Below are 23,958 nucleotides of genomic sequence, written 5' to 3' on the forward strand. Positions count from 1 at the left end.
GCCTATCGGGCCGCACGTTCAGCGCAAGCGTTCGTCGGGTCCGTTCAACGCTTTAGCGGGGTCGCCAGTCGGATAACGTGGAGGAAGCGCGGGCCATGCGCGCCGCGAACATAGGTGCCCTCGATGTCGGTCGTGCCGGAAACGCCCGTCACCCAGTAATGCGCGCGCGGCTGTGCGCCTGGCAGGATCGCGTCCTCAAGATGCGCGACCAGCGTGGGGACGATAACGAGATGATGCAACGCAAGGAAGTTCGGCAGCATCGGCGCTTCGCGGCTGGTCTCGAATACCAGCGATCCCGTTTCGGCGACGCCGCACCGCGCGATCGCCAACGCCGCGTCTTCATCGGGGGCGGCGGCGTCGTGCAGCGCCACGCCGTGCCAGTCGAGCGCGGTGAGCCGCGGGTCGGGGGGAAGGCACAGCACCGCCGGCAGGTTGTTCGCCGCGCAATAGCGCCGCACGGCCTCGGGAACTTCGCTCCAGTCCGCGATGCGGTCGTAGCTTGCCGCCACACTCGGCAGCGCGAGGCGCTCCGCGAAGGTTTCCTCGAGCGCCACCAGATCGACGGGCGGCCGTTCGGGCGCAATCAGCAGGGCGGCGGCTTCATCCTCGATTTGCGAGGGCGTCATGGTGCCGCCGAGCCGCGACAGGATTGCGTCGCGCGCGGTCATCGGCGCTGGCCTTTCTTATATTGCGCCATGAAGCTTTCCGCCGCCGGCTTGGGCAAGTCGCGATGCCGCGTCCAGCCGCCGGCGAGCGGCACGTTGCTCAGCCAGCCGGTCCGTCCCAGCAGCCGCAATGCGGTGAGCGCGGTCGCGGTCGCCGTGCGGTACAGTTGCGGGCGGCGTGCCACCCACGCCCACAGCCCGATCCCGGCGCGGGTCGCTTTGGGTTCGAGCCCCTCGCGCCAGCTCTTCTCGCGCCAGCCGCGCAGCAGCGTGGGGAGCGGGATGCGCACCGGGCACACCTCCTGGCACTTGCCGTTGAGCGTGCAGGCGTTGGGTAAGTCGCGGTTCGCCGCCAGGCCGTCGATCGCCGGGGTCAGCACCGCGCCCATCGGGCCGGGATAGGTGCCACCATACGCATGGCCGCCGATCTGCCGGAACACCACGCAATGGTTCATGCACGCGCCGCAGCGGATGCAGCGCAGCATCTCGGCGAGCCCGTCCGCGCGCATCGCGGTGCGGCCGTTGTCGACCAGCACGATGTGCATTTCCTCGGGCCCGTCGCGGTCGCCGGGGCGCTTGGGGCCGGTGTAGAAGGTCGTATATTGCGTCAGCGGTGCACCCGTCGCCGAGCGCGCGAGCATCCGCAGCATGTGCACGGCGTGGCCCATCGAGGGCACGATCTTCTCGATCCCGGCGGTAACGATCTGCATTCGCGGCGGCACCAGCGACAGTTCGGCATTGCCTTCGTTGGTGACGGTGCACACCGCGCCGGTGTCGGCGATCAGGAAATTCGCGCCGCAAATGCCGACATCGGCCGCGAGCATCCCCTCGCGCAGATGGCGCCTGGCGCTCTCCGCCATCGCCGCGATCGTCTCTTCGGTGTGCGGATCGCGGTGGTTGGCCTTGAACAGCACCGAGACTTGCTCGCGCGTCTTGTGCATCGCGGGCCAGATGATGTGCGACGGGCGCTCGCCCGACAATTGGATGATATGTTCGGCAAGATCGGTTTCGACGCGGGTGATGCCGGCCTCGGTGAGTGCGTGCGGCAGGCCGATTTCCTCGCCGAGCATCGATTTCGAGCGCGCGACGCTTTTCGCGCCGGCAGCCTTGCACAGCCCGATGACGATGTCGCACGCCTCCTGCGAGGTGCGCGCCCAGTGGACGACGGCGCCCGCCGCCACCGCGTTCGCCTCGAAGCGTTCGAGGTAGCCGCCGAGATTGGCGATGACATGATCCTTGATCGCCGCCGCACGGTCGCGCGCCGCCTCGAAATCGGCGAACGCGTCGATCGCGAGCGTGCGCTTGGCCTCGGCGGTGCCGGCGGTGCGCTCGACCGCGAGCTTGAGGATCGGATCGGCAAGCGCGGCGTCGACGCGTTCCGCGAACCCGCCGCTCACGCCTCTTCGCCGATCGCGGGACCGTCACCCATGCCCGCGAGCAGCTCGACCGCGTGGAACGCGCGGACCGGCGAGCCGTCGCGGTGGAGCTTGCCCGCCATGTTCATCAGGCAACCGAGATCGCCCGCGAGCAGCAGCGCGGCGCCGGCGGCATTGATCGCCGCTGTCTTCTCGCCGACGATCGCGTTCGAGATCGCCGGGTACTTCACGCAGAAGGTGCCGCCGAAGCCGCAGCACGTCTCGGCTCCCGCCAGCGGCTTGAGCTCCAGCCCGTCGATCGCGGCGAGCAGGCGGCGCGGTTGGCGCTTGATACCGAGCTCGCGCAGGCCCGAGCAGCTGTCGTGATAGGTCGCGGTCGTCGGCAGCGCGACGCCTGCGGGCTTCCAGCCGCGGACTTCGTCGAGATAGGCGAGGATCTCGAACGTCTTGGCGGCCAGCGCTTGCGCGCGCGGGAACCACGTCGCGTCATGCTCGAGGATTTCGGGATAGTGGACGCGGATCGTCGCCGCGCACGAACCCGACGGGACGACGACCTGGTCATAGCCTTCGAGCAAGGCGATGTTGCGGCGCGCGAAGTCCTCGGCGGTCTTGCGATCGCCCGAATTGAGCGCGGGCTGGCCGCAACATGTCTGCGCCTCGGGCACGACGACCTCGCATCCCGCCGCCTCCATCGCGGCGATCGAGGCGAAGCCGATGCGCGGGCGGATCAGGTCGACCAGACAGGTGACGAACAGTGCGACGCGCGGCGTGGTGGTCATACGCCGTGCCGCCCGAGGAAACCTGCCACCAACTCGGGCCAGTTCGCCACGGCCGACTTGGTGGTGCCGAGCCCGAAGCCGTGGCCGCCTGACTCAAGCAAATGCACCTCCACCGCGCCTTTGCGCGCGCGCAGTGCCTCGGCCATCAGCAGACTGTTCTGATAGGGCACGGCGGGGTCGTCGAGCGCGTGGACCAGCACCGCGGGCGGCGGCGTCGCCATCACATTCTCCTCGAGCGAATAGGCCGCGACTCGCGCAGGAGTGGCATCGGCGCCGAGCAACTGCTCGCGCGAGCCCTTGTGCGCGACCGGATCGCGCAGCGTGATCACCGGATAGACGAAAGCGGCGGCGGTGACGCTGGCCGGCAGCCGGTCGATCGCATCGACCGGCGCCGCGATCTCGCGGACGTCGCGCGTCGCGAGCCAGGCGGCGAGATGCCCGCCCGCCGAGAAGCCGACTACGCCGATCCGCTGCGGGTCGAAGCCCTCGCGCGGAGCAAGGCTGCGGATCATGCGGACGGCGCGCTGCGCATCCTGCAGCGGCACGTCGGCACCGGCGGACCAGCCGTCGGCGGGCAGGCGATAGAGCAGGATGAAGCAAGTGTAGCCCGCCTCGGCAAAGCGCCGCGCAACGGGAAAGCCTTCATTGCCCATCGATACGAAGCGATAGCCGCCGCCGGGGATCAGCAGCACAGCGGCGCCGTTGGGCTTGGCGGGCTTGAGCATCGTCAGCGTCGGCTGGCGGACATGTTCGACGATGTAATTGCCGTCGGCCGTCGCCGGCTGGCGCTCGACCCGGTTCTCGGTCGCGGTGACGCGCGCGCCGCCGGGCGGCTTGCCCGGCCAGAGCGGCATCGTGCGGAACGCGCCCACACCTACGTCAGCGCCCTGCGCCACGGCAGGAACCGTGCCGGCAAAAGACAGCGCGCCAGCGCCCGCGAGCACGCTCCGACGATCCCATAGACTGTCGCGCACCGCAGCATCCTCTCGTTCGCCCGAGTCTGTATTTGACGCGGCTCTTTCCATCAACTAACGACCTATCTCATAAAGTGAGACCATGCAAACGGCCCGGGAGAGGCTGCCAGCTTCGGCGCGGTGCCCCGGAACGTCTGCTTAGTGGAGGACCGCTTCGCATCCGTGAAGCGATGATGAGGAGCAGAGACACGTGGCGATCGTCCAGTTGCCCAAGATCAAGCATGTCCGCGCATTCACCGTGCGCGGCGGCGGGGCCGACTATCACGACCAGGGTGCCGGCCACTGGATCGACGACCATATCGCCACGCCGATGAGCCGCTATCCCGAATATCGCCAGAGCCGGCAGAGCTTCGGGATCAACGTGCTCGGCACGCTGGTGGTCGAGATCGAGGCCGAGGACGGCACGATCGGCTTCGCGGTCACGACTGGCGGCGAGCCCGCGGCGTTCATCGTCGAGAAGCATCTCGCGCGCTTCCTCGAGGGCCGCAGCCCGACCGAATATGAGAAGATCTGGGACCAGATGTACTTCTCGACGCAATATTACGGCCGCAAGGGCTTGGTGGTGAATGCCATTTCGGGCGTCGATCTCGCTTTGTGGGATCTGCTCGGCAAGCTGCGGCAGGAGCCGGTCTATCACCTGCTCGGCGGTGCGGTGCGCGACGAGCTGCAATTCTACGCAACCGGCGCGCGGCCAGATATCGCCAAGGAGCTCGGCTTCATCGGCGGCAAGATGCCGCTGCACCACGGCCCGGCCGAAGGGCTCGAGGGCTTCCACAAGAATATCGCCGAGCTCGCCGAAATGCGCGAGCGCGTCGGGCCAGATTTCTGGCTGATGTGGGACTGCTGGATGGCGCTCGACCTCGATTACGCGACACGCCTCGCGATCGCGGCGCATGAGCACGGCCTTAAATGGATCGAGGAGGCAATCAGCCCCGACGATTATTGGGGCTATCAGCAGCTCAAGCGCAACGTCCCCAAGGGCATGCTGGTCACCACCGGCGAGCATGAAGCGACGCGCTGGGGCTTCCGCATGCTGCTCGAGATGGAGTGCTGCGACATCATCCAGCCCGACGTGGGCTGGTGCGGCGGCGTGACCGAATTGCTCAAGATCTCGGCGCTCGCCGATGCCGCGGGCAAGATGGTCGTGCCGCACGGATCGTCGGTCTACAGCTATCACTTCGTGATCACGCGCCACAATTCGCCCTTCGCCGAGTTCCTGATGATGCATCCGGGGCCGACCGAAGTGGTGCCGATGTTCCACCCGCAGCTGATCGGCGAGCCGGTTCCCGAGAATGGCCGACTCAAGGCCAGCGCGCTCGATGCGCCGGGCTTCGGCGTCGAGCTCAATCGCGATATCGCGATGCACCGTCCCTACACGCACTGATAACGAAAGACCGTCTCATGAAGCTCTGCCGCTATGGCCAGCCCGGCCAGGAAAAGCCCGGTATCGTCGACGCCGACGGTACGCTCCGCGACCTCTCGGGCGTGATTGCCGACCTGACGATCGCAACGCTGCCGCAGGCGCTCGCCGCCGATGTCGCGTCGTTGCCGGTGGTCGAGGGAACGCCGCGCTACGGCGTGCCGATCGCCGGGATCAGCAAGATCGTCGCGATCGGGCTCAACTATCGCGACCATGCGATCGAGTCCGGCTTGCCGATCCCGACCGAGCCGGTGATGTTCGCCAAGGCGCTGTCGAGCCTCAGTGGCCCCAACGACGATGTCGTGCTGCCCAAGGGCTCGACCCACACCGACTGGGAAGTCGAGCTCGGCGTGATCATCGGCAAGACCTGCCGCTATATTGCGAAGGAAGACGCGCTCGACGCGATCGCGGGCTTCACGCTCGTCAACGACGTGTCCGAACGTTTCAATCAGAAGGAGCGCGGCAGCCAATGGTCGAAGGGCAAGGGCCACGACACCTTCTGCCCGACCGGCCCGTGGCTGGTGACGCCCGATGAAGTCGGCAACGCGCAGGATCTCGACATGACGCTCGACGTGAACGGCGTGCGGATGCAGACCGGCAACACCAAGACGATGATCTTCGATCTCGCCGAGCTGATCTCCTATGCCAGCGAATATGTCACGCTGATGCCGGGCGACCTGGTCATCACCGGCACGCCGCCGGGCGTGGGCGAGGGCAAGAAGCCCGACAAGATCTTCTTGAAGGCCGGCGACGTGATGGCGCTGTCGATCGCCAAGCTCGGCACGCAGACGCAGACCGTCGTCGAGTGGCGCCACCTCGGCGAAGGCAAACTCGCATGAGCGTCTACGAAGGACGTTTCGCAGGGCGCTGCGCGGTCATCACCGGCGGCGCTTCGGGACTCGGCAAGGATGTCGCCCGGCGGATCATCGCCGAGGGTGGCAAGGCAGTGCTGTGGGATCGCAACGCTGCGGCGCTGGCCGCGACCAAGGACGAGATCGGCGCGACGCATGTCGTCGCGCTCGACGTGTCGGATGCCGATGCGGTCGCTGCTGCCGCTAAGGAAAGTGCCGAGGTTCTGGGCAAGATCGACGTGCTGATCTGCTCGGCCGGGATCACCGGGGCGACCGTCCCGGTGCACGAATTCCCGATCGACAGCTGGCTGCAGGTGGTCAACGTCAACCTCAACGGGCTGTTCTACTGCAACCGCGCGGTCGTGCCGTATCTGCTCGAGAATGGCTATGGCCGGATCGTCAACGTCTCGTCGGTGGCGGGCAAGGAAGGCAATCCCAACGCCAGCGCGTATTCGGCGACCAAGGCGGCGGTGATCGGCCTGACCAAGAGCCTCGGCAAGGAACTCGCGGGCAAGGGCGTGATCGTCAATGCGATCACCCCAGCGACCTTCGAGAGCCCGATCCTCGAGCAGCTGCCGCCGAGCCAGGTCGAATATATGCGCTCGAAGATCCCGATGGGGCGCCTGGGCGAAATCCACGAATCGACCGCGATGGTGTGCTTCGCGGCGTCGGAGGAGTGTAGCTTCACCACGGCGGCGACCTTCGACACGTCGGGCGGTCGCACCACTTTCTGATCGCCCTTATGGCCGCGACCGTCCGAAAGACGACGGCGCGGCCTCGTTCAGCCGGAGAGGCTTCGTGACTATCCCGTTCGTCGATGCGCACATCCATCTGTGGGAGCTCGGCCGGATCCGCTATCCGTGGCTGACGCCGCCATTTGCGGAGGACGGGCCCAACGGCTCGGTCGAAGCGATCGCCAAGGACTACACGCTCGCCGACTATCGCGCCGACATGGCGCGCTGGAACGTCGTCGGCGCGGTGCACATCGATGCCGGAGCGGACCCGGCGCAGGCGCTGGACGAGACCGAATGGCTCGAAGGCGTCGCCGACGCGGGTGGCTTGCCGAGCGCGATCGTGGCGTTTGCGCGGCTCGACGATCCCGAGGTCGAAGCGTTGCTCGCGCAGCAGGCGGCGCATCCGCGCGTTCGCGGCATCCGCCAGATCGTCAACTGGCACGCCGATCCGCTGCGCAGCTACACGCCGCGCGATGTGACGCAGGACGCGCAGTGGGGGGCGGGCTTCGGGTTGCTCGCGAAATACGGCCTGTCGTTCGACCTGCAATGCTATCCCGCGCAGATGGCCGGGCTCGCGCCGCTGATTGCGCGGCATCCCGACGTGCCGGTGGTCATCAACCATCTCGGGATGCCGGTGATTAGCGATCGCGATGGGATCGCGCAGTGGCGCTCGGGACTGGAAACGCTCGCCGCGCTTCCGCATGTCGCGATCAAGCTGTCGGGGCTCGGCTTCATCGATCGCGCCTGGACGCTCGACAGCGTGCGGCCGTTGCTGCTCGCGGCGATCGACCTGTTCGGCACCGAGCGCTGCCTGTTTGCCAGCGATACCCCGACCGACACGCTCTTCGCGCCGATCGAGCGCACGATGGCGGCATTCCACGCGATCGCCGCCGACTTCAGCGACGACGAGCAACGCGACCTGTTCGCGCGCAACGCCAACCGCCTCTATCGCCTGGGATTAGACCTATGAACCCGCTGCTCGGCGTTCTTTACCACTGGCTCGGCGGCCTCGCCTCGGCGAGCTTTTACGTGCCGTATCGCGGGGTGAAGCGCTGGTCGTGGGAGATTTACTGGCTGACCGGCGGCGTCTTCTCCTGGCTGTTCGCGCCGTGGTTCTTCGCCAGCCTGCGGACCAACGACCTGCTCGGCGTGCTCCACGGCGCGACGCCGACGGCGTTCTGGTGGCCGATTGTCTTTGGCGTGCTGTGGGGGTTCGGCGGGCTCGGCTACGGGCTGGTAATGCGCTATCTCGGGCTGTCGCTCGGCATGGCAGTGGTGCTGGGGCTGTGCACCGTGTTCGGCACGCTGATCCCGCCGGTGTTCGCGGGCGAATTCCACGCGAAGCTGCTCGCCAACGCCTCAGGCCGGATCGTGCTGCTCGGTATCGCGCTGACGCTGCTCGGCATCATCGTCGTCGCAATTGCCGGTGCGAAAAAGGATGCGCTGCTGACGCCCGCGCAGAAGGCGGCGGTGGTCGCCGAGTTCGACTTCAAGAAGGGCATCCTCGTCGCGATCTTCGCGGGCATCATGTCGGCCTGCTTCGCCTTCGGCCTCGCCGCGGGCGAGCCGATCAAGGCGTTGTCGGCTGCGGCGGGGACGGGGCCGCTGTGGACCGGGCTGCCGGTGCTGTGCCTGGTGATGTTCGGCGGACTGATCACCAACGGAGCATGGTGCGCGTTCCTCATCACCAAGAACCGCAGCGCCCCCGAATGGCGCGGGATCACCAAGGGCGACGTTGGCCGGCCACCGTTGCTGCGCAACTATCTGCTAAGCGCGCTGGCTGGCGTCACCTGGTACTTCCAGTTCTTCTTCTACACGATGGGCGAGAGCCAGATGGGCCGGCTGGGTTTCTCCAGCTGGACGCTGCACATGGCGAGCATCATCATCTTCGGCACGCTGTGGGGCTTCGCCTTCCGCGAGTGGAAGGAAGCCGGCGCGCGGATCAAGGCGACCGTGTGGAGCGGGGTCGGCCTGTTGCTGATCGCCACCGTGGTGATCGGCTATGGCAACAGCATCGCCGTCGCGCCGTGAGGTGGGTGTTCGCCGCTGCCGCTTTGCTCGGACTGGCGGGGGCGGCACCCGCCGCACCGCAGGCCGAGGCGCCGCTGGTGCTGACGGCGATGCATCTGCACGATCCGTGGATCGTCGCCGACGCAGCTAGCAAGACCTATTACCTGTTCACCCGCAACGAGGCGGCGATGAGCGGCGACCAGCGGCTCGGCACGATGGTCTATGCCAGCCGCGATTTGAAGCATTGGAGCAAGCCCAAGCTCGCCTTGGTCCTGCCCGCCGGGCTGTGGGCCAAGGCCGGCAGCTGGGCGCCCGAGGTGCATCGCTGGCGCGGCAAATGGTATCTGTTCACGACCTTCCACAATCCCGACCTGCCGCTCGGCAAGAACGGCACGCGCGACACCTATCGCCGCGGTACGGTGCTGGCGGTGTCGGACACGGTCGCCGGGCCGTACCGGCTCGTGCGTGGCGGCGCGCCGATCGTCGATCCCAGACTGATGACGCTCGACGGTTCGCTCTACGTCGATCCGAAGGGCAAGCCGTGGCTCGTCTATGCGCATGAATGGTGGCAGACGACGGTCGGCACGATGGAAGCGCTGCCGCTCGCCGACGACCTCGCCGCTGCCGGCTCACCGCAGACCCTGTTCAAGGCGAACGACGCGCCGTGGGCGGTCGGCCAGAAGCAGCCGAACGGCGACGTCGTCTATGTCACCGACGGCCCCGAACTCTATCGATCGAAGACCGGCACGCTGCTGATGCTGTGGTCGAGCTATGGGCAGAAGGGCTATGTCGAGGCGCAGGCGCGCTCGACCTCGGGCACGATAGCCGGGCCGTGGGAGCAGCTCGGGCCGCTGGTACAGCGCGACAGCGGGCACGGCATGCTGTTCCACACCTTCGACGGCAGACTGATGATGATCCTGCATCGGCCGTTCAATTATGCGCTCGGCAAGCTGTACGAGATGCGCGACGATGGCGACCGGTTGTCGGTGGTGCGCGAGGCGGTCGAGCTCGACGGCGAGGCCTATCCGACGCATCCGTGCGTCGCGGGCCACTCGTCGTTCGACGGGGCGCATCCGGGGTGCTGACGCTCGGTGCCGATCAAGTGCGTACGCTCGATGGCGCGGCGGTGCGCGCCGATGCGGTGACGTTCGATCCCGCCTTCGCCGATCCGGCGCAAGCGGTGGTGACTGCGGTGACGCAGCCGGTGCTGCTGAGCTTCGCGCCTGCGCAGCCCAATGGTCGCGCGATGTTGGTGCTCGGCGGCGGCGGCTATGTCCAGCTGATGGTCGGGCGCGAGGGCGTCCAAGTGGCGCGCTGGCTCAATACGCTCGGCTATCACGCGCATGTTTTGATCCATCGCTTCCCCGATGCGGACAACGGGCCGGGCGCGGCGCTCGCCGATGGGTTGGCGGCGATGCGGCTGCTGCGCGAGGACAATAGCGCGCTCGGTGTCGTCGGGCTGTCGTCGGGCGGGCATCTCGCGGCGTGCCTCGCTGCGGCGGTGCCCGGCGATTGGGGCGTAGATCGCGACGCGACGACGCGGCCCGATGTGCTGGTGATCGGCTATGCGCCGATTTCGACCAATGCCGCAGGCCGCACGATCGTCGCCGACAAGCCGCCGCTGCCCCCGGTCGAGAAGCAGGCGATGTACGATCGGCTGCAGCCCGACGCGCAACTGCTGCAAGACCCGCCGCCCGCGTTCATCGTTTATTCGGGCAACGATCCGGTCGTCCCGGTCGAGAATGCGCGGCGGCTGCACGCCGCTTGGGAGCAAGCCGGCGGTGCAGCGGAGTGCCACATCTTCGCCGATGCCCCGCACGGCTTCGCGCTCGATACGCAGGGCCTGCCAGTGTTGGTGTGGCCGCAACTGTGCGCGGCGTGGTTGCGGCAGGTCGGGTTTCTCTAGGTCACCTTCGAATTGGCGTGATCCGCCAACGCCGTTCGGGCTGAGCTTGTCGAAGCCCTGCTCTCCGCGTGAGGGCTGGCTCGTTGTGGAGAGGTGCCCTTCGACAGGCTCAGGGCGAACGGGCGGGGGGCGTTCGGGAAAGCGCCAAGCGTACTCGACCCTTTAGCGCCCGCGTTCAGCGGCGCAGCAGCCGTACATAGACAGGCGCGTTGCGATCGACCGTGAGGATGCCGTCGACCTCGTTCAGCTCGGCGATCTGGAGCACGCTGCGGCGGTGCCACTCGGGATCGGACGCGGCCTGCGGCTCGCCCGACTGGTGGACGAAATAGACGAGATACACACGCTCGCCCGCGACGATCACGTCGGGATGCTGCCCCTTGGCGCGGTCGGTCGCGGCGGCGCCGGGGGCGGCGAGCAGATAGTCGCTCTGGCGCGTCCAATGCTCGCCATCGGACGAGCGCATCACCAGCAGCCCCTTCCACGCATCGGACACCAGCCACCAGCGCCCGCGCCAGCGGAACGCCTTGGGCGCTTCGCCGGGCGTGTCGGTCAGCCGGTCCTTGAGCGTCCAATGCACCAGATCCCGGCTGTCGGCGGTGCGGATCGCCTTGTTCATCCGCTCGTCGTTGAAGAACAGGCGGTAGCCACCGCGCGGCAACGCGACGACGCTCGCATCGATCACCCGGTCCGAGCCCAGCTCGACTCGCCCGCCGCAGCGCCAGCTTTTGAGGTCGGAGCTGGTCAGGTGGACGAGGAATCGCGGCGCGTTCCAGTCGCGATAGATGCCGGGGACGACGGTGACCCACATGTGCCATTGCCCCGCGAACCGCTCGACATCGGGCGCCCACAGCGTCGCGCCGGTGCATGCGACCGGGATCGCCGCGGTGCCGCCGTAGCGCCACTGCGCGCCGTCCTTCGAGCGGGCGATGCCGATCGCGGTGCCGTGGACCCAGCGGACGTCCGTGGCATCGTCCATCGGCAAATCGGCGCGGCGGTTGGTGTAGAACATCACCCATTCGCGCGTCGCCGGATCGTAGACCGTCGACGGGTCGGCAGCGCCGTCATGCACGGGATCGCGGAACAGCGGCTTAGGCGCCAGCACCGCGGCCTGCGCGAGCAAGGCCGCGGCGACTAGCGCGATCACTTGTGCGCGTCCGCCACCGGATTGTTGCCCCACAGCCGGTCATACGACCAGCCCGACAGATCCTCGACCACGGCGGCATGCGCCGGATCGGACGGCGTGCGCGCGCCGCTGCGCAGATGCTCGATCTCCGCGAGCAGGATCGCATGGGTGCGCGGATCGAGCCGGAAGCGCGTCGACACGAACATGCCGAACAGCAGCATCGCGATCGTGCCCGCGCCCATCACCCCGACGATGCCGACCAACGCGCCGGCGCTTTGCGTCTTCGCGCCCGAGACGAAGCCCGATGCCTGCATCACCTGGCCGACGAGGATGATCGCGGCGGCCTGGCTCATCTTCCGCACGAAGGTCATCACGCCCGCAAACGCGCCTTCGCGGCGGCGCCCGGTGACGATCTCGTCGACATCGGCCATGTAATTGTAGGTCGCCCACGGGATGTAGTTGAGCGCGCCGCGGCCGAGCCCGGCGAACAGCACCGGCACCCAGAACAGCATCGCGGTCGCGGTATACCCTGCGGCGTACATTGCGAGGAACAGGATCACACCGATCGCAAAGCTGATCGCCGCCATCCGGTATGCGGCGGCGGGGGAGAGTTTCAGCGCGAAGTTGATCGCCAGGATCACCGCGACGAACTGGACGATATAGGTCACGCCGACCAGGTTCGCGACGATCGCCGCCGAGCCGGCCAGCGCGAAGATCACGAAATAGGTGAAGGCCGCGTTGTAGATGTCCTGGCTGATATACCCGCCGAGATACATGCCGAGATGCAGCCGGAACGCGCGAATCCGCAGCGTCGAGAACAAATTGCGATAGAGCGCCTTGAACGCCGCGCCGAGCGTCGGCTTGGCGCGCGCATCCTCCTCGGCGTCGAGCCCGGGCGGGCGCTGCCGCTCCCAACTGAACGCATAGAGCAGGCCGGCCGCGCCCATGAAGAGCCCTGAGAAGATGATGCCCATGTAGAGATAGGTGTCGGGCGAGCCCTCGCCGAGATACTGGATCAGCGCCTTGGGCAGGAACGCCGCGCCGATCGCCGAAAGCTGGCCGAGCAGGATGCGCGCACCGGCGAACTTGGCCTTGGTCTTGTAGTCGGTCGCCATTTCGCTGGCGAGCGTCTCGTACGGGATGATCTCCATCGCATAGACCATCTCGAACAGCACATAGGTGACGAGGTAATACCAGAAGCCTTGCCCGGCGACCCACATGATCGCGAACGACGGCAGCAGCGGGATCGCGGCGAGGATGAAGAAGCGCCGCCGCCCGAACTTGCGCCCGAGCCACGAGCGGCCGAGGCTGTCGGAGAGGTGGCCGATCAGCGGGCTGGTGAAGGCATCGAGCACGCGCGCGATGCCGAAGATCGCGGTCGCCTGCAGCGCCGACAGCCCGCAGAAGGTGGTGTAGAAGAACAGGATCCAGGTGCTGATCACCGCCATCGAACCCGCGCCGAGCACGTCATTCGAGCCATAGGCGAGCAGCGTGTACCAGCGCACCGGGCGCGTCGGCGCGATCGGGTTGGCGGGCGCGGCGGCGATAAGGTCGGTGGCCATGGCGGTCAGTCCTTTGCGCCGGCGGGCGGCAAGCTGGCGGGAAGCGGATCGAAGCGGAAGCGATCGAGGATCAGCGCGGGATCGGCGAGGCCGACGGTGAAGCGATGGCGGCCGGCCCCGAGCGCGGTCGGCAGCGCGAGCTCGATCCGATTGTCGAGTACCGCGCGCGCCCAGGCGGCATCGCCGGTGACGCGCGGTGCGGCGAGCGTGACGGGCGCGGCATCGTCGAGCGCGAGCGTCAGGCGCAGCGGATCGCCGTCGTGCGTCGCGTAGGTCGGCAGGAGCTCGGCGACGAGGCGCCAGCGGCCGGGCGGCAGGTCGACCGTATAGGACAGCTGCGCCGGCAGTGCCGCGCCGACCGCGGCCCCGTTGCGGCCGAGCCCGTCGATCACGCGCCAACCGGTGCGCGCGCCCTCGGCGGCTTCGGCTTCCACGACGGGTGTGGTGGCCGCGGCGGCAACTTGCGGTCGGGCTACCGTCTCCGCCGGGAGGAGCGCAGCGGCGGGCAGGATCGGCGGGGTCGAGCGATAGCGCCGCCATTGGCCATCGGCCGGCTCCATCGCGAGCATCCCGCGCCATTTGCCGCCGGCGATCGTCTCATTGTAGCGGCGCGTCAGTCGCGTGAGCTCGGCATCGGCGGCCCGCGCGCGGGCGCCTGCTTGCGCCGCGGCTGCCGGATCGCTGTCGTGTAGGCGATCATAGGCTTCGGCATCGAACAGCCGAATATTGGCGAGCGCGGCGGCGGTGACGGGATAGTCGACCAGCTCGAAGAACGCATCCCGGCGGTCGGCAGCGATGCGCGGCGCCAGCGCGCGGACACGGGCGGCGAGCGTGTCGAACGCGGCGAGGCGGGTGGCGATCTCGCGCGGCGAAAGCGGGCTGGGGCGCGACAGCTCGCCCGGCAGCCACCATTGCAGATGTTCGGGCCGCCGCACGAAGTTGAGGCGGTGATGCTCGGCAAGGATCGTCCTGGCGTCCGCCGCGACATCGGCGCCGAGCGTGCCGGCCGCCCACTCGCGCACGACGGCGTCGACCGGCTGCGCGCGCGTCGCCGGAACGTCCCACGCCAGTCGCAGGAAATAGTCGGCGGCAAGCTCGCCCGGCTTGAGATCGCCGACATTGGCGACCCACATCTGCCGCGCGCCGGCATCCCAGGCGCGGCCCAGTTCCTCGCGGATCAGCGCGGGCGGGGTGGTCGACAGCCACAGATACGACAGCGGCGCGCCGAGATAGGAGAGGTGGTAATAGACGCCCGATCCGCCGGGCCGCTGGCGTTCGGCGGTGTCGGGCAGGTGGCGGATATAGCCAAAATTGTCGTCGGGCCACAGCAGCGTGACGTCGCGCGGCACCTTCAGCCCGCTGCGATAGACGTCGAGCACTTCCTTATACGGGGTGAACACCTGCGGCGCGTCCTTCGGCAGCATCGCGCGCTGGTCGGCGAAGATGCGCTCGAGCAGCGCGCGGCGTCCGGCATCGTCGCTCGGGCCGACCATCCCGCTGTCGTGGATGCCGCGCATCCCGAGCGTCCAGACGCTCTCGTAGCGCGCGTTGGTCGCCACCCGCTCGCGCCAGTAGCGCGCGACACCGGCAGCGTTGGTGGCGTAATTGAAGCGCTCCGCCGGCGCGGTCCATTCGCCGACATTGTTGCGCAGCATCGGCTCGGCATGGCTCGAGCCCATGACGATGGCGTAGCGATCGGCGAGCGCTGCATTGCCGGGGTCGGCATTGAACGGGCGCGTCACCTTGTGCATCGCCGGCCAGACGAGGTTGGCCTTGAGCCGCAGCATCAATTCGAACAGCTTGGCGTAAGTCTTTGGGCCGATCGTGCCCGCCGCGGGCTCGAAGGTGTGCGCGGCCCAGGGTTGCAGCCCCCAATCCTCGTCGTTGAGGAAAACGCCGCGATACTTGACCGAGGGCGGACCGAAGCGCGCGACGCCTGCGGGCGCGCGCAACAGCGCATGGTGTTCGGGCGTGACGTCCGCCCACCAATGCCACGGCGACACGCCGATCGCGCGCGACAGTTCGTAGGCGCCGAATGCGGTGCCGCGGCGGTCGCTGCCGACGATCACCAGCGCCGAGGCGACACCGGGGGCGGGGCGATCGATCGTGGCGATCACGAAGCTCTCCCACGCGCCGCGCAATTTGCTTACGTCAAGCAAGCCGCGCCGCGCGAGGCCGTCGATCGCGGCGCTGCGACCGAGCGTGCCGAGCCAGATCTGCGTACCGTTACCGGTCGCCGTGCCCGACACGCGGGCGAGATCGGCAGAGAGGTCGGCGGCGGCGATCCTTACCACCGCATGGTCGCGCGGGTCGGTCACCACGCGCGCGACGCCGCGCGCATCCGCCAGCACGACGCCCGGCCCGGCATCGAACGCGACCAGCGTCTCCGCCACCGCCGGTCGGGCCGCGCCGCAAAGCGCCAGAAGGAGCGCGAGCGCGCCGGCCGGACGGCGCCAGGCGGCCCAACGCGACGCTACGCGGTGGAAGCCGGGAAGCGCCGCCCGCTGCATTAGATATAGGTACGCAGGAACTCGCCGAGCGCGATCATCGCCAGGCTCTGCCCATAGGGCATCGAGGTCAGCGCGATGTCCTTGTAGAATTGCTGCGTGTCGCCCATCGCCGTGCCGAACGACACCTGCTTGAGCTCGCCCGCTGCGTCGATATTGGCGAGCACGCCCTGCACCGCCTTGATGCCGACCGCCTCATAGTGCCGCGGCAAATAGCCCTTCCGCACGCCCTTGAGGATGCCGTACGCAAAGCCCGCCGTCGCCGACGCCTCGAGATAGCTGGTCGGATCGACGATCAGCGTGTGCCACAGGCCCGTCGCGGGGTCCTGCGTCTCGGCGAGCGTCTTCACTTGTGCCGCGAGCGTGTCGATCAGGAAGGTGCGCAGCGCGTCGCCCTGCGGCAGATCGAGGATCTCGATGATCTCGGGGATCGCGATCGTCACCCAGCAATTGCCGCGCGCCCACAGCGCCTCGGCGAAATTGTGCCGGCCGTTGAAGTCCCAGCCGTGGAACCACAGCCCGGTCTTTTTATCGAAGAGATATTTGATGTGGACGAGGAATTGGCGCTTGGCTTCCTCGACATAGTGCGGACGGTTCAGCAGCAGGCCGATCTTGGCGAGCGGCAGCACCGACATCATCAGCGTGTCGTCCCACATCTCGCCGGGATTCTCGTCATTGTAGACGATGTGCTGGAAGCCGCCTTCCTCGGTCTTGGGCAGGCCGTCGGGCGCCATCAGCCATTCGGCCCAGGTGTCGAGATAGGGGATGTAGCGCGGGTCGCGTTCGAGCTCGTACAAATAGGCGAGCGTGATGAACGGCGCCATCGTGTTGATGTTCTTGGTCGGCGTGCCCTCGACGAAGCGATCCTCGAACCATTGCTTGATGATCGCCAGTGCCGTGCTATCGCCGGTCTGCTCGTAATAGCGCCACATCCCGAACAGGCCGACGCCATGGGTCCATTCCCAGCCGGCCCAGCCCTTGGTGTCGATGATGCGCCCGTCTTCGAGATGGAGCAGGAACTCGCCGGTCTCGTCCGTGATGTTGACGAGATTGTCCATCAGTCGGGCGATCGCGGCGGTCACGTCTGCACGCGGCACGTCGTGGGTAAGGGCGGCCAATTAACTTCTCCTGGTAGGAAGGCGCACGGGCTTCAGACCGTAATCGTGCGCCATGGTGCGATAGAGGGTGCGGAACTGGGGATCGATGTCGTACCGGCCCTGATGGCCGTCGGGCGGCGTCTGGGTCGGCACGCCGGGCGCGGCGCCGGGGGCTTCCGCGGCGTTGATGCCCTGGCTGAGCAGATCGGGGCGGGCGCCTTCGCCGGCGGGCTTGCCGTCGTGGCGGAAGATCGCCTCCTGGTGGCGCGTCGGCTCCCAGATATAGCTGCCCCAGCCGTGCGGTTCGGCATGGACGAGATCGTTGAGATAGCGTTTGCGCGCGGAATATTCCATCGCGAGGAAGCCAAGATCGGGATAGGCCTTGGCGAATTCGGCGAACGTATGCTGCCAGTCGCCCTGCGCCGCCTGCTGGTAGCAGGAGAAGCCGATGGCATCGGGGCGGACGCCGCGCTGGAGCAAGTTGTCCGTCCAATATTGCGTGATCGGCCAGTGGCGGCCGAGATGGTTGTGCAGCACCACCTTGGCGCGCGGCGCCGCAGCGCGCGCGCCGGCGATACCGGCCGTGAGCAGCGCGGCGAACTGGTCATAGCCGCCCGCGCCGGCCACGTTGAGGTGGACACCATCGGTCTGCGGGTTGCCGGTCGGGATGGTCAGCGGCACGCGGCCATCGGGCCAGAGCATGCCGAAGGTGGTCTCGTTGCCGATCACCACCATGTCGGGCGCGGCCCCGCCGCGGACGAGCGCGGCGATCGTGTCGGCGGTATAGCCACCGACGCGCTCGACCAGCCGGGGAAACGGCAGGTCGGCCCAGGCGGCGGGTTTCGTCTGCTTCTGCGGATCGGCCCAGTCGTCCGAATAGTGCAGCGTCAGCGAGAAATGGAAGCCGGCGGCCTTGATGCGACGGCCGAACGCCAGCGTTTGCTCAAGGTCGCACCACGGACCGCCGGGCTTGCGCTTGCTATAGCCGTTGGCGGGATCGACGAAGGTGCGCAGCTTGACCGCATTGAACCCGGCGTCGGCGAGGATCGCGAGCGGATCGCGTTGCCGGCCATCCTGCCAATAGGTCGCGCCGACCGCCTCGTCCTCGGGGATCCACGAGACGTCGGCGCCGATCAGATACGGCCACGGCCGCGCCGCTCCGGCAGCGAAGGCGGGGCGCGTCATCGCTGCGAGCGCCGCTGCACCGGCGATGCCGCCGAAGCCGCGGCGGGTGACAAGCGCGTCGCTCATCGGAGTTGGTCCGGGCGGCTGGGCGCGGCGACCATCTGGACGGGCACGCCGCCCTTCACGCTGCGCAGCGTGACGAGCTTGACCTGTTCGAGCGCATTGCCCGCCGCGCCATCCGACGTGACGGCAAGTGCGATCGTGTTGGCGCCGTGGTGGTTGAGGATGCCCTCGGGGATCGGGAAGACGCGCTGCGGGCCGACATGCGCGATGAACTGGCCCATGTTCCAGCCGTTGACGAACAGCAGCGCACGATAGCGCGCGACCGAGCGCGGCGTGGTGGTGTCGCCGAACGTCACCGCAACGGTGGTATCCTGCGCCTTGGGCAGGTCGAGCGTGAAGCGCGTGCGATACCAGGTGGTGCCGGCGGTCGTCGTGGCGGCGGGCAGCGTCGCCGTGGTCCAGCGCGCGTCGTCGAAGCCGGGCAGATGCCAGCCCATCCGCTCGCCATATTGGCCGCCATTGTTGGCGGCGCCGCGCGCGCGATCGGGCAGATCCTCGCCGCCTTGCTTGCCCTGGATCTTCCACGTGATCGGCACGGCGAAGCTGCGCCCGCCCGGCGCCTCGAGCGAGGCCGAGACGAGCCCGCGCGCTTCCTTGTGGAAGTCGTCGGAATCCAAGTCCCAATTGTGCCCGTTGTTGCGGACCATGATCGCCAGCACATGCGCGCCGGGCGCCTGCGCGGCGGCGGGGAGGTCGAAGCGCGGCGCCGCAGTGGTGATCGGGCGCGGCAGGCCGCCGGGAAGTTCGTCCTGGCCGACCAGCTTCCCGTCGAGGAACACCTGCACCATGCCAGCGCCGCCGCCGCCGTAGAACAGAGCCAGCTGCTTGGCGTCGGGCGTGCCGCTGAAGCGGCCGCGATACCAGACATCGCCGTCGTGGAAGCCGTAAGCGTCCATCACCAGCGTCGGCTCGCCGTCGGGCTTGGCGGTGGTCGTCGCCGACCCGCGCCGGTCGATCGCCTGCCAGCCGCTATCGTCGAAATCGGGGCGCGCCTCTGCCGTCCCGGCGGCGACACGCCAATTGGTGAGGACGGGGAGGGTGACGGGTGTCGGGCCTGCAAGCGGGCGGAGCGCGCGACGGCTGCCGATCGCGCTGGTCTTGAGCGGCACCGCGACGCCGTTCCAGCGCACCGAGGTGAGCCGTCCGGGCGTCCACAGTTCGAGCGGCGTGGCCTCCTTCGTGTCGCCGGTCAGCGCGAGCATCGCGCCGGTCGCATCGGCGCGGCGGACGAGCGCGGGCCCACGGACGAGCACCGGGCCGGCGGCGGTGTCGCGGCGCCAGTAGCGCACGCCCTCGGCCTCGTCGGCGAGCAGCAGCGTCAGCGGCGGTCGGCCGCCGCCGGTGATCCGCACTACGGTCCGCCCAGCCAGCGTGTAGCTCAGCTTGAGATCGCCCTTGGCGGCATCGAACGCGCTGGTGGCTGCGCCCTCGAGCACCTCCACCTTGGGCGCCGACGCGTAGCGCAGCACGGTCTCGTTCGCTTCGCCCGCGCGGCCGTAGAGCAGCAGCAGGTCGCGGCCATCGGCGGTCAGGGTCGCCTGCAATTCGGAAGTCGAATAGACGAGCCGCTGGCCGCCGAGCGTCACCCCAGCAAGCAGCCACTTGGCGTCAAAGCCGTTGAGCCGCATCGGAAAGCTGTACGCGCCGTCGGGCAGGTTCGCGGGGACGGTGAAGCTGTCGTCGCTTTGGCCGTTCGACGGCTTGTGCGTGACCATCAGGAAGCGCGCGTCGGTCTGCGGGTTGCGGTCGTGATAGACTTGCACATTGGGCGACGAGACCGTCACCGCGCCGGCCGGGACCATGCCGGCGAGATCGGGCACCGCGGCGATCATCCCGCCGAGCTGCTTCATCTCCCCGGCCTTTTCGCGCAGCTCGCGCGCTTCGGAGATTGCCGAGCCGTAATCGTAGCTGGTGAACACGACCGGCGCTGGCAGCCAGCCCCAGCTGGTGCCGCCATAGCCCATGTAGAAGCTCTGGATGTCGATGCCGTTGGCGAGGTTGGTGCCGTAGAACACGCGCTGGAAGCGCTTGCCGCGCTGGATCGCGTTGCAGTCATAGCCGCCGTTCGACCCCCAATAATCGAACCAGCCGCCGCCGAACTCGGCGAGGAAGGCGGGGGTGTCGGGCGAGGCGGACGCGCCGCCCTTGGCGCCGCCCGGGCCGTAATAGCCCCAATCGGGCGCCGCCGAACTGCGCGTCGGCTTGCCTGCGACGGTGCAGGTGCCGCCGGGATAGCCGTCGAACGCATACAGATCATTCGGGCCGTGGACGACGTTTTCGACCTTCGACGTTTCGGGCACCCAATAGCCGTTGCGGCCCTGGTCGTTGTGGAACAGCGGCACGGTGATGCCGTCGGCGCGCGCCTTGGCGGCGAGATGGTCCATGTAGCGGCGCTGCGCCGGGGTGGTCAGCGCCAGTTCGTTCTCGATCTGGTGGAGGATGACGGTGCCGCTATGGCCCTTGCCGTCGCCGTTGATCTGGTGCCGCGCGACGATCGCGTTGATCCGCGTCAGCCATTCATCGGCCGCGGCGAGATAGGCGGGATCGTCGGTGCGGGCGCGCGCCTTCTGGTTGACCAGCCAGCCGGGGAAGCCGCCGCGCGACAGTTCGGCGTTCACGTACGGCCCGGCGCGGGTGATGACGTAGAGGCCTTCCTCCGCCGCCATGTCGAGCACGCGATCCATGTCGCGGATGCCGCTGAAATCGTACACGCCCTGCTTGGGCGAGTGATAGCCCCAGTCGAAATAGAGCGCGACGGTGTTGAAGCCGCTCGCCTTCATTTTCTGCAGCACGTCGCGCCACAGATCGGGCGAGGGCAGGCGGAATGGGTGGAATTCGCTCGACCAGATGATGCGGCGTTGGCCGTCGATCATCAGCGAGCGCGCGTCGTAGCTGACGCGGCCAAAGGTCTTGACCGGGGCTTGCAGGTTCTGCGTCGGGCGCGCGACTTGCGCGCCGGCGGGGGCGGCAAGCGCGATGGCGAGCGCGGCGATCGAGCGCGCGGGAAGCTTACGCATGGTGGAAGATCAGCGGCAATGCCCATTCCTTGGGGCGATTGTCGGGTTCGACCTCCATCAGCGGCGCCATGTAATCCCACCAGCGCTTCATCACCGGATGGTCGGGCAGCGCATCGCGATTGCTGTCCGCACGGACGCGCAGGACGGCGAACAGGCTCAGCGTCTGCTCGTCGAGGAAGATCGAATAATCGTAGATGCCGCTCTCGGTCAGCAGCGCGGAGAGCTCGGGCCAGATCTCGTCATGGCGCTTGCGATATTCGTCGAGAACGCCGGGCTTCAGCTGCATCTTGAACGCATGGATCGACACAGCCTTCTCCCTCTCAGGCCATTATATGGCACCGATTTGTAGTATTTGGTACCGTCGAATGCGGGGAAGGTCAAACCCAAAGCGCGTCAGAGCGGGCTGTCGTGTACGCTCACGCGGTCGACATCGTCGGCGAGGAAGCGCGGCCGGGCGTCGGGCGTGGCGGTCGCTAGCCGCATGCCGTCGATGGTGATGTCGCGCGCATGGCGCAGCCACAGGCCCCAGGCGGGCAAGGTCCCGAACATGCTCGGTTCGGGATACGCGGAGGCGTGTTCCTCCGGGCGGCGCGCGGCGTCCGCGGGGGTGCCGCCGCCGCGATAGGTGAGCGCGATGTTGCGCAGCGTGACGTGCTCGATCGGATGGCCGGGCAAGCCGGCGAGCGCCGCCGGATAGCGATGGTCGATCCCGGTCGCGGTGACGTCCTCGATCGTCACGTCGCGGATCGCGCCGATGCCGGTGCCGGCAGGCCCGCGCCGCCGATCGCCGAGCCGCAGGAACAGCGGCGCGGTGGTGACGTCGGTCATCGTCAGGCGGCGCGCGACGATCTGCTCCATCACCCCGCCGTCGACCGTCTCGAGCGCGAGGCCGCGGCAATGCGTGAAGCTGCAATCCTCGATTAGAACGTTGCGATAGCCGCCATTGCTCTCGGTCCCGAGCTTGATCCGCCCGGTGACGCGGTCGCGATCGGGCGCGAACGCCTGCGTGGTGCGGCGCGTGCCGTCGAGCAGCGTGCCGAGATCGAAGCCCGAGACGGCGCAGTGGCGGATGACGATGTTTTCGGCCGCCACGGCGTGGCCGAGCGCATAGCTGCTCTTGACCACGATCGCGTCGTCATTGGGCGTGTTGACGCGGCAGCGCTCGACCACGACGTCGCGCACGCAATCGAGGTCGATGCCGTCGCGATCGGTGTCGATCGTCAGGTCGGGGATCGCCAGATGGCGCGTGCCGGTGGCGAGGATCGCGAAATGGCCGCACTGGCGCATCGTGAACCCCGACAGCACGATGTCGCGACCGTTCTTGAGCGCGATCGCCTTGTTGCCCTGGCCGTTCATCGCCGCGGTGGCGGGTTCAAGCTGGTCGATCTGGCGCTGGCTCATGCCCTGCATCGACAGCGGGCGCTCGCCGGTCTGCGCCTTCCAGCGCGCGCCCGGGCCGTTTCGAGTAAGCCCGGCGCCGTCGATCAGCCCGGGGCCGGTGATCGCCACTTCGACGACATCGTCGCCCCAGAGCAAGCTGTTGTGCCAGTGGCTATGGCCGAAATCCTGGTAGAGCTGTTCGACCCCGGACTCGGGCAGGTCATAGCTGCCGGAGTGCCGTGCGGGATCCGCCGCCTCGATGATCGCGCCCTTAGCGAGCTGGAGCGTGACCTTGCTCTTCAGCCGGATCGAGAAGCAGAGATAGCGCCCCGGCGGGACGATCACGGTTCCGCCGCCCGCCGCCGCGGCGATCGCGGCGTTGAAGGCAGCGGTGTCGAGCGTCCGCCCGTCGCCGCGCGCGCCGAAGCGCCGCACGTCGAATAGGCGCGCGGCATGCGCCGGGAAGGGGAGCGCGGCCGCCATCAGCCCCAGGGCTAGGTCGCGCCGCGTCCAGTTCATCTCACTGCAAATTCACGTAGGCGCCGCCGTCGACCAGCAGCGAGGCGCCGGTCACATATTGCGCGAGGTCGGATGCGAGGAACACCGTCGGCCCGACGAGATCGTCGGGCTGGCCCAACCGGCCGAGCGGGATGCGGCTCTCCATGTAATCGCGCTTCTTGGTGTCGGCGAGATCGTCCTTGTTGATGTCGGTGAGGATCGTGCCGGGAAAGAGCGAATTGCAGCGGATCTTGTGCTTGCCGAGCGCGATCGCGACCGACTGCATCAGCGAGTGGAGCCCCGCCTTGGTCGGCGTGTAATGCGTCTGATACTCGCCACCGACCAGCGCCGAGATCGACGACATCGCGATGATCGAGCCGCCATCGCCTTGCTTGACCATCTGGTTGGCGGCAGCCTGCACCATGAAATAGGCGCCGTGCAGATTGACCTGCATCGTCCGCTCGAAAGTCTCGACCGGCATGTCGAGAAAGGCGTGGAACGGGCAGATGCCGGCATTGTTGACGAACACGTCAACGCGCCCGAGCGCGGCGACCGCCTTGGTGACGAAGTCGGTCGCGGTCTTGGGATCGGCGACGTCGCCCTGGATCGCCACGCCCTTGCGGCCGAGCGCCTCGATCTCGGCGACGGCGCTTTCGGCACCCGCCACGTCGCGCGCGAAGTTGAGCGCGACGTCGGCGCCGTGCCGCGCACAGCCGATCGCCACTGCGCGGCCAATGCCGGCCGATGCACCGGTGACGAGCACCGTCTTGCCTGCGAGTAACATGCGGGTCTCCTGGGGATACGAAGGAAG

Annotated in this window: 20 protein-coding genes; 7 read left to right on the forward strand and 13 right to left on the reverse strand. The window is 68.1% G+C overall.

What is annotated here, in order from left to right:
* Positions 1-44: 44 nt before the first annotated feature.
* The 4 genes from ACP7C5_RS15735 to ACP7C5_RS15750 are packed head-to-tail and all read right to left on the reverse strand — an operon-like array spanning position 45 to position 3,794.
* Entirely contained in the window at positions 45-668 is a 624-nt protein-coding gene (locus ACP7C5_RS15735) for a LutC/YkgG family protein (RefSeq protein ID WP_426264946.1), read from the reverse strand.
* Positions 665-2,062, reverse strand: a complete 1,398-nt coding sequence (locus ACP7C5_RS15740) for a lactate utilization protein B (protein WP_426264947.1) — start codon at positions 2,060-2,062, stop codon at positions 665-667. The genes ACP7C5_RS15735 and ACP7C5_RS15740 overlap by 4 nt, the downstream gene beginning before the upstream one ends.
* Entirely contained in the window at positions 2,059-2,820 is a 762-nt protein-coding gene (locus ACP7C5_RS15745) for a (Fe-S)-binding protein (RefSeq protein ID WP_426264948.1), read from the reverse strand. Before ACP7C5_RS15745 ends, ACP7C5_RS15740 begins: the two co-directional genes overlap by 4 nt.
* Complete coding sequence (locus ACP7C5_RS15750) at positions 2,817-3,794, reverse strand: alpha/beta hydrolase (RefSeq protein ID WP_426264949.1); 978 nt, start codon at positions 3,792-3,794, stop codon at positions 2,817-2,819. The genes ACP7C5_RS15745 and ACP7C5_RS15750 overlap by 4 nt, the downstream gene beginning before the upstream one ends.
* Positions 3,795-3,984: 190 nt before the next feature.
* Between ACP7C5_RS15750 and rhmD the strand changes: the two genes are divergently transcribed.
* The 7 genes from rhmD to ACP7C5_RS15785 all read left to right on the forward strand — a co-directional run bounded on the left by rhmD (position 3,985) and on the right by ACP7C5_RS15785 (position 10,715).
* On the forward strand, positions 3,985-5,178 hold the full coding sequence (gene rhmD / locus ACP7C5_RS15755) for an L-rhamnonate dehydratase (protein ID WP_332791065.1): 1,194 nt from the start codon (positions 3,985-3,987) through the stop codon (positions 5,176-5,178).
* Between the two features lie 17 nt (positions 5,179-5,195).
* Complete coding sequence (locus tag ACP7C5_RS15760; protein ID WP_354288392.1) at positions 5,196-6,053, forward strand: fumarylacetoacetate hydrolase family protein; 858 nt, start codon at positions 5,196-5,198, stop codon at positions 6,051-6,053.
* Positions 6,050-6,799, forward strand: a complete 750-nt coding sequence (locus ACP7C5_RS15765) for an SDR family NAD(P)-dependent oxidoreductase (protein ID WP_426264950.1) — start codon at positions 6,050-6,052, stop codon at positions 6,797-6,799. Before ACP7C5_RS15760 ends, ACP7C5_RS15765 begins: the two co-directional genes overlap by 4 nt.
* Positions 6,800-6,863: 64 nt before the next feature.
* The gene (locus ACP7C5_RS15770) at positions 6,864-7,769 is read left to right on the forward strand and encodes an amidohydrolase family protein (protein WP_426264951.1); all 906 of its coding nucleotides are present in this window, start codon (positions 6,864-6,866) and stop codon (positions 7,767-7,769) included.
* Positions 7,766-8,830 (forward strand): L-rhamnose/proton symporter RhaT, encoded by a 1,065-nt coding sequence (gene rhaT / locus ACP7C5_RS15775; protein ID WP_426264952.1) that lies wholly within the window; start codon positions 7,766-7,768, stop codon positions 8,828-8,830. The genes ACP7C5_RS15770 and rhaT overlap by 4 nt, the downstream gene beginning before the upstream one ends.
* Positions 8,827-9,894, forward strand: coding sequence for a glycoside hydrolase family 43 protein (locus tag ACP7C5_RS15780; protein ID WP_426264953.1), 1,068 nt, complete (start codon positions 8,827-8,829; stop codon positions 9,892-9,894). Before rhaT ends, ACP7C5_RS15780 begins: the two co-directional genes overlap by 4 nt.
* On the forward strand, positions 9,888-10,715 hold the full coding sequence (locus ACP7C5_RS15785; RefSeq protein ID WP_426264954.1) for an alpha/beta hydrolase: 828 nt from the start codon (positions 9,888-9,890) through the stop codon (positions 10,713-10,715). Before ACP7C5_RS15780 ends, ACP7C5_RS15785 begins: the two co-directional genes overlap by 7 nt.
* A gap of 175 nt (positions 10,716-10,890) precedes the next feature.
* Here the strand turns inward: ACP7C5_RS15785 and ACP7C5_RS15790 are convergent, their stop codons facing one another.
* The 9 genes from ACP7C5_RS15790 to ACP7C5_RS15830 all read right to left on the reverse strand — a co-directional run bounded on the left by ACP7C5_RS15790 (position 10,891) and on the right by ACP7C5_RS15830 (position 23,931).
* Complete coding sequence (locus tag ACP7C5_RS15790) at positions 10,891-11,859, reverse strand: glycoside hydrolase family 43 (protein WP_426264955.1); 969 nt, start codon at positions 11,857-11,859, stop codon at positions 10,891-10,893.
* Positions 11,856-13,400 (reverse strand): MFS transporter, encoded by a 1,545-nt coding sequence (locus tag ACP7C5_RS15795; protein WP_426264956.1) that lies wholly within the window; start codon positions 13,398-13,400, stop codon positions 11,856-11,858. Before ACP7C5_RS15795 ends, ACP7C5_RS15790 begins: the two co-directional genes overlap by 4 nt.
* Positions 13,401-13,405: 5 nt before the next feature.
* Entirely contained in the window at positions 13,406-15,793 is a 2,388-nt protein-coding gene (locus ACP7C5_RS15800) for a glycosyl hydrolase 115 family protein (RefSeq protein WP_426264957.1), read from the reverse strand.
* A 116-nt stretch (positions 15,794-15,909) separates the two neighbouring features.
* Positions 15,910-17,025: a glycoside hydrolase family 88/105 protein gene (locus ACP7C5_RS15805; protein WP_133190668.1), complete on the reverse strand. Its 1,116-nt coding sequence runs from the start codon at positions 17,023-17,025 to the stop codon at positions 15,910-15,912.
* On the reverse strand, positions 17,026-18,255 hold the full coding sequence (locus ACP7C5_RS15810; RefSeq protein WP_426264958.1) for a glycosyl hydrolase 53 family protein: 1,230 nt from the start codon (positions 18,253-18,255) through the stop codon (positions 17,026-17,028).
* Positions 18,252-21,269 carry a beta-galactosidase gene (locus ACP7C5_RS15815; protein ID WP_426264959.1) on the reverse strand — a complete coding sequence of 1,006 codons (3,018 nt, stop codon included), beginning with the start codon at positions 21,267-21,269 and terminating at the stop codon, positions 18,252-18,254. Before ACP7C5_RS15815 ends, ACP7C5_RS15810 begins: the two co-directional genes overlap by 4 nt.
* A complete protein-coding gene (locus tag ACP7C5_RS15820; protein ID WP_426264960.1) occupies positions 21,262-21,576 on the reverse strand; it encodes an L-rhamnose mutarotase in 315 nt (104 codons plus the stop codon). Before ACP7C5_RS15820 ends, ACP7C5_RS15815 begins: the two co-directional genes overlap by 8 nt.
* An 86-nt stretch (positions 21,577-21,662) precedes the next feature.
* Positions 21,663-23,168, reverse strand: a complete 1,506-nt coding sequence (locus tag ACP7C5_RS15825; protein ID WP_426264961.1) for a rhamnogalacturonidase — start codon at positions 23,166-23,168, stop codon at positions 21,663-21,665.
* Position 23,169: 1 nt separating this feature from the next.
* Entirely contained in the window at positions 23,170-23,931 is a 762-nt protein-coding gene (locus tag ACP7C5_RS15830; RefSeq protein WP_426264962.1) for an SDR family NAD(P)-dependent oxidoreductase, read from the reverse strand.
* Positions 23,932-23,958: the final 27 nt, after the last annotated feature.

It is taken from the genome of Sphingomonas sp. PWP1-2 (assembly GCF_049898305.1).
Taxonomy (GTDB): Bacteria; Pseudomonadota; Alphaproteobacteria; order Sphingomonadales; family Sphingomonadaceae; genus Sphingomonas; species Sphingomonas glacialis.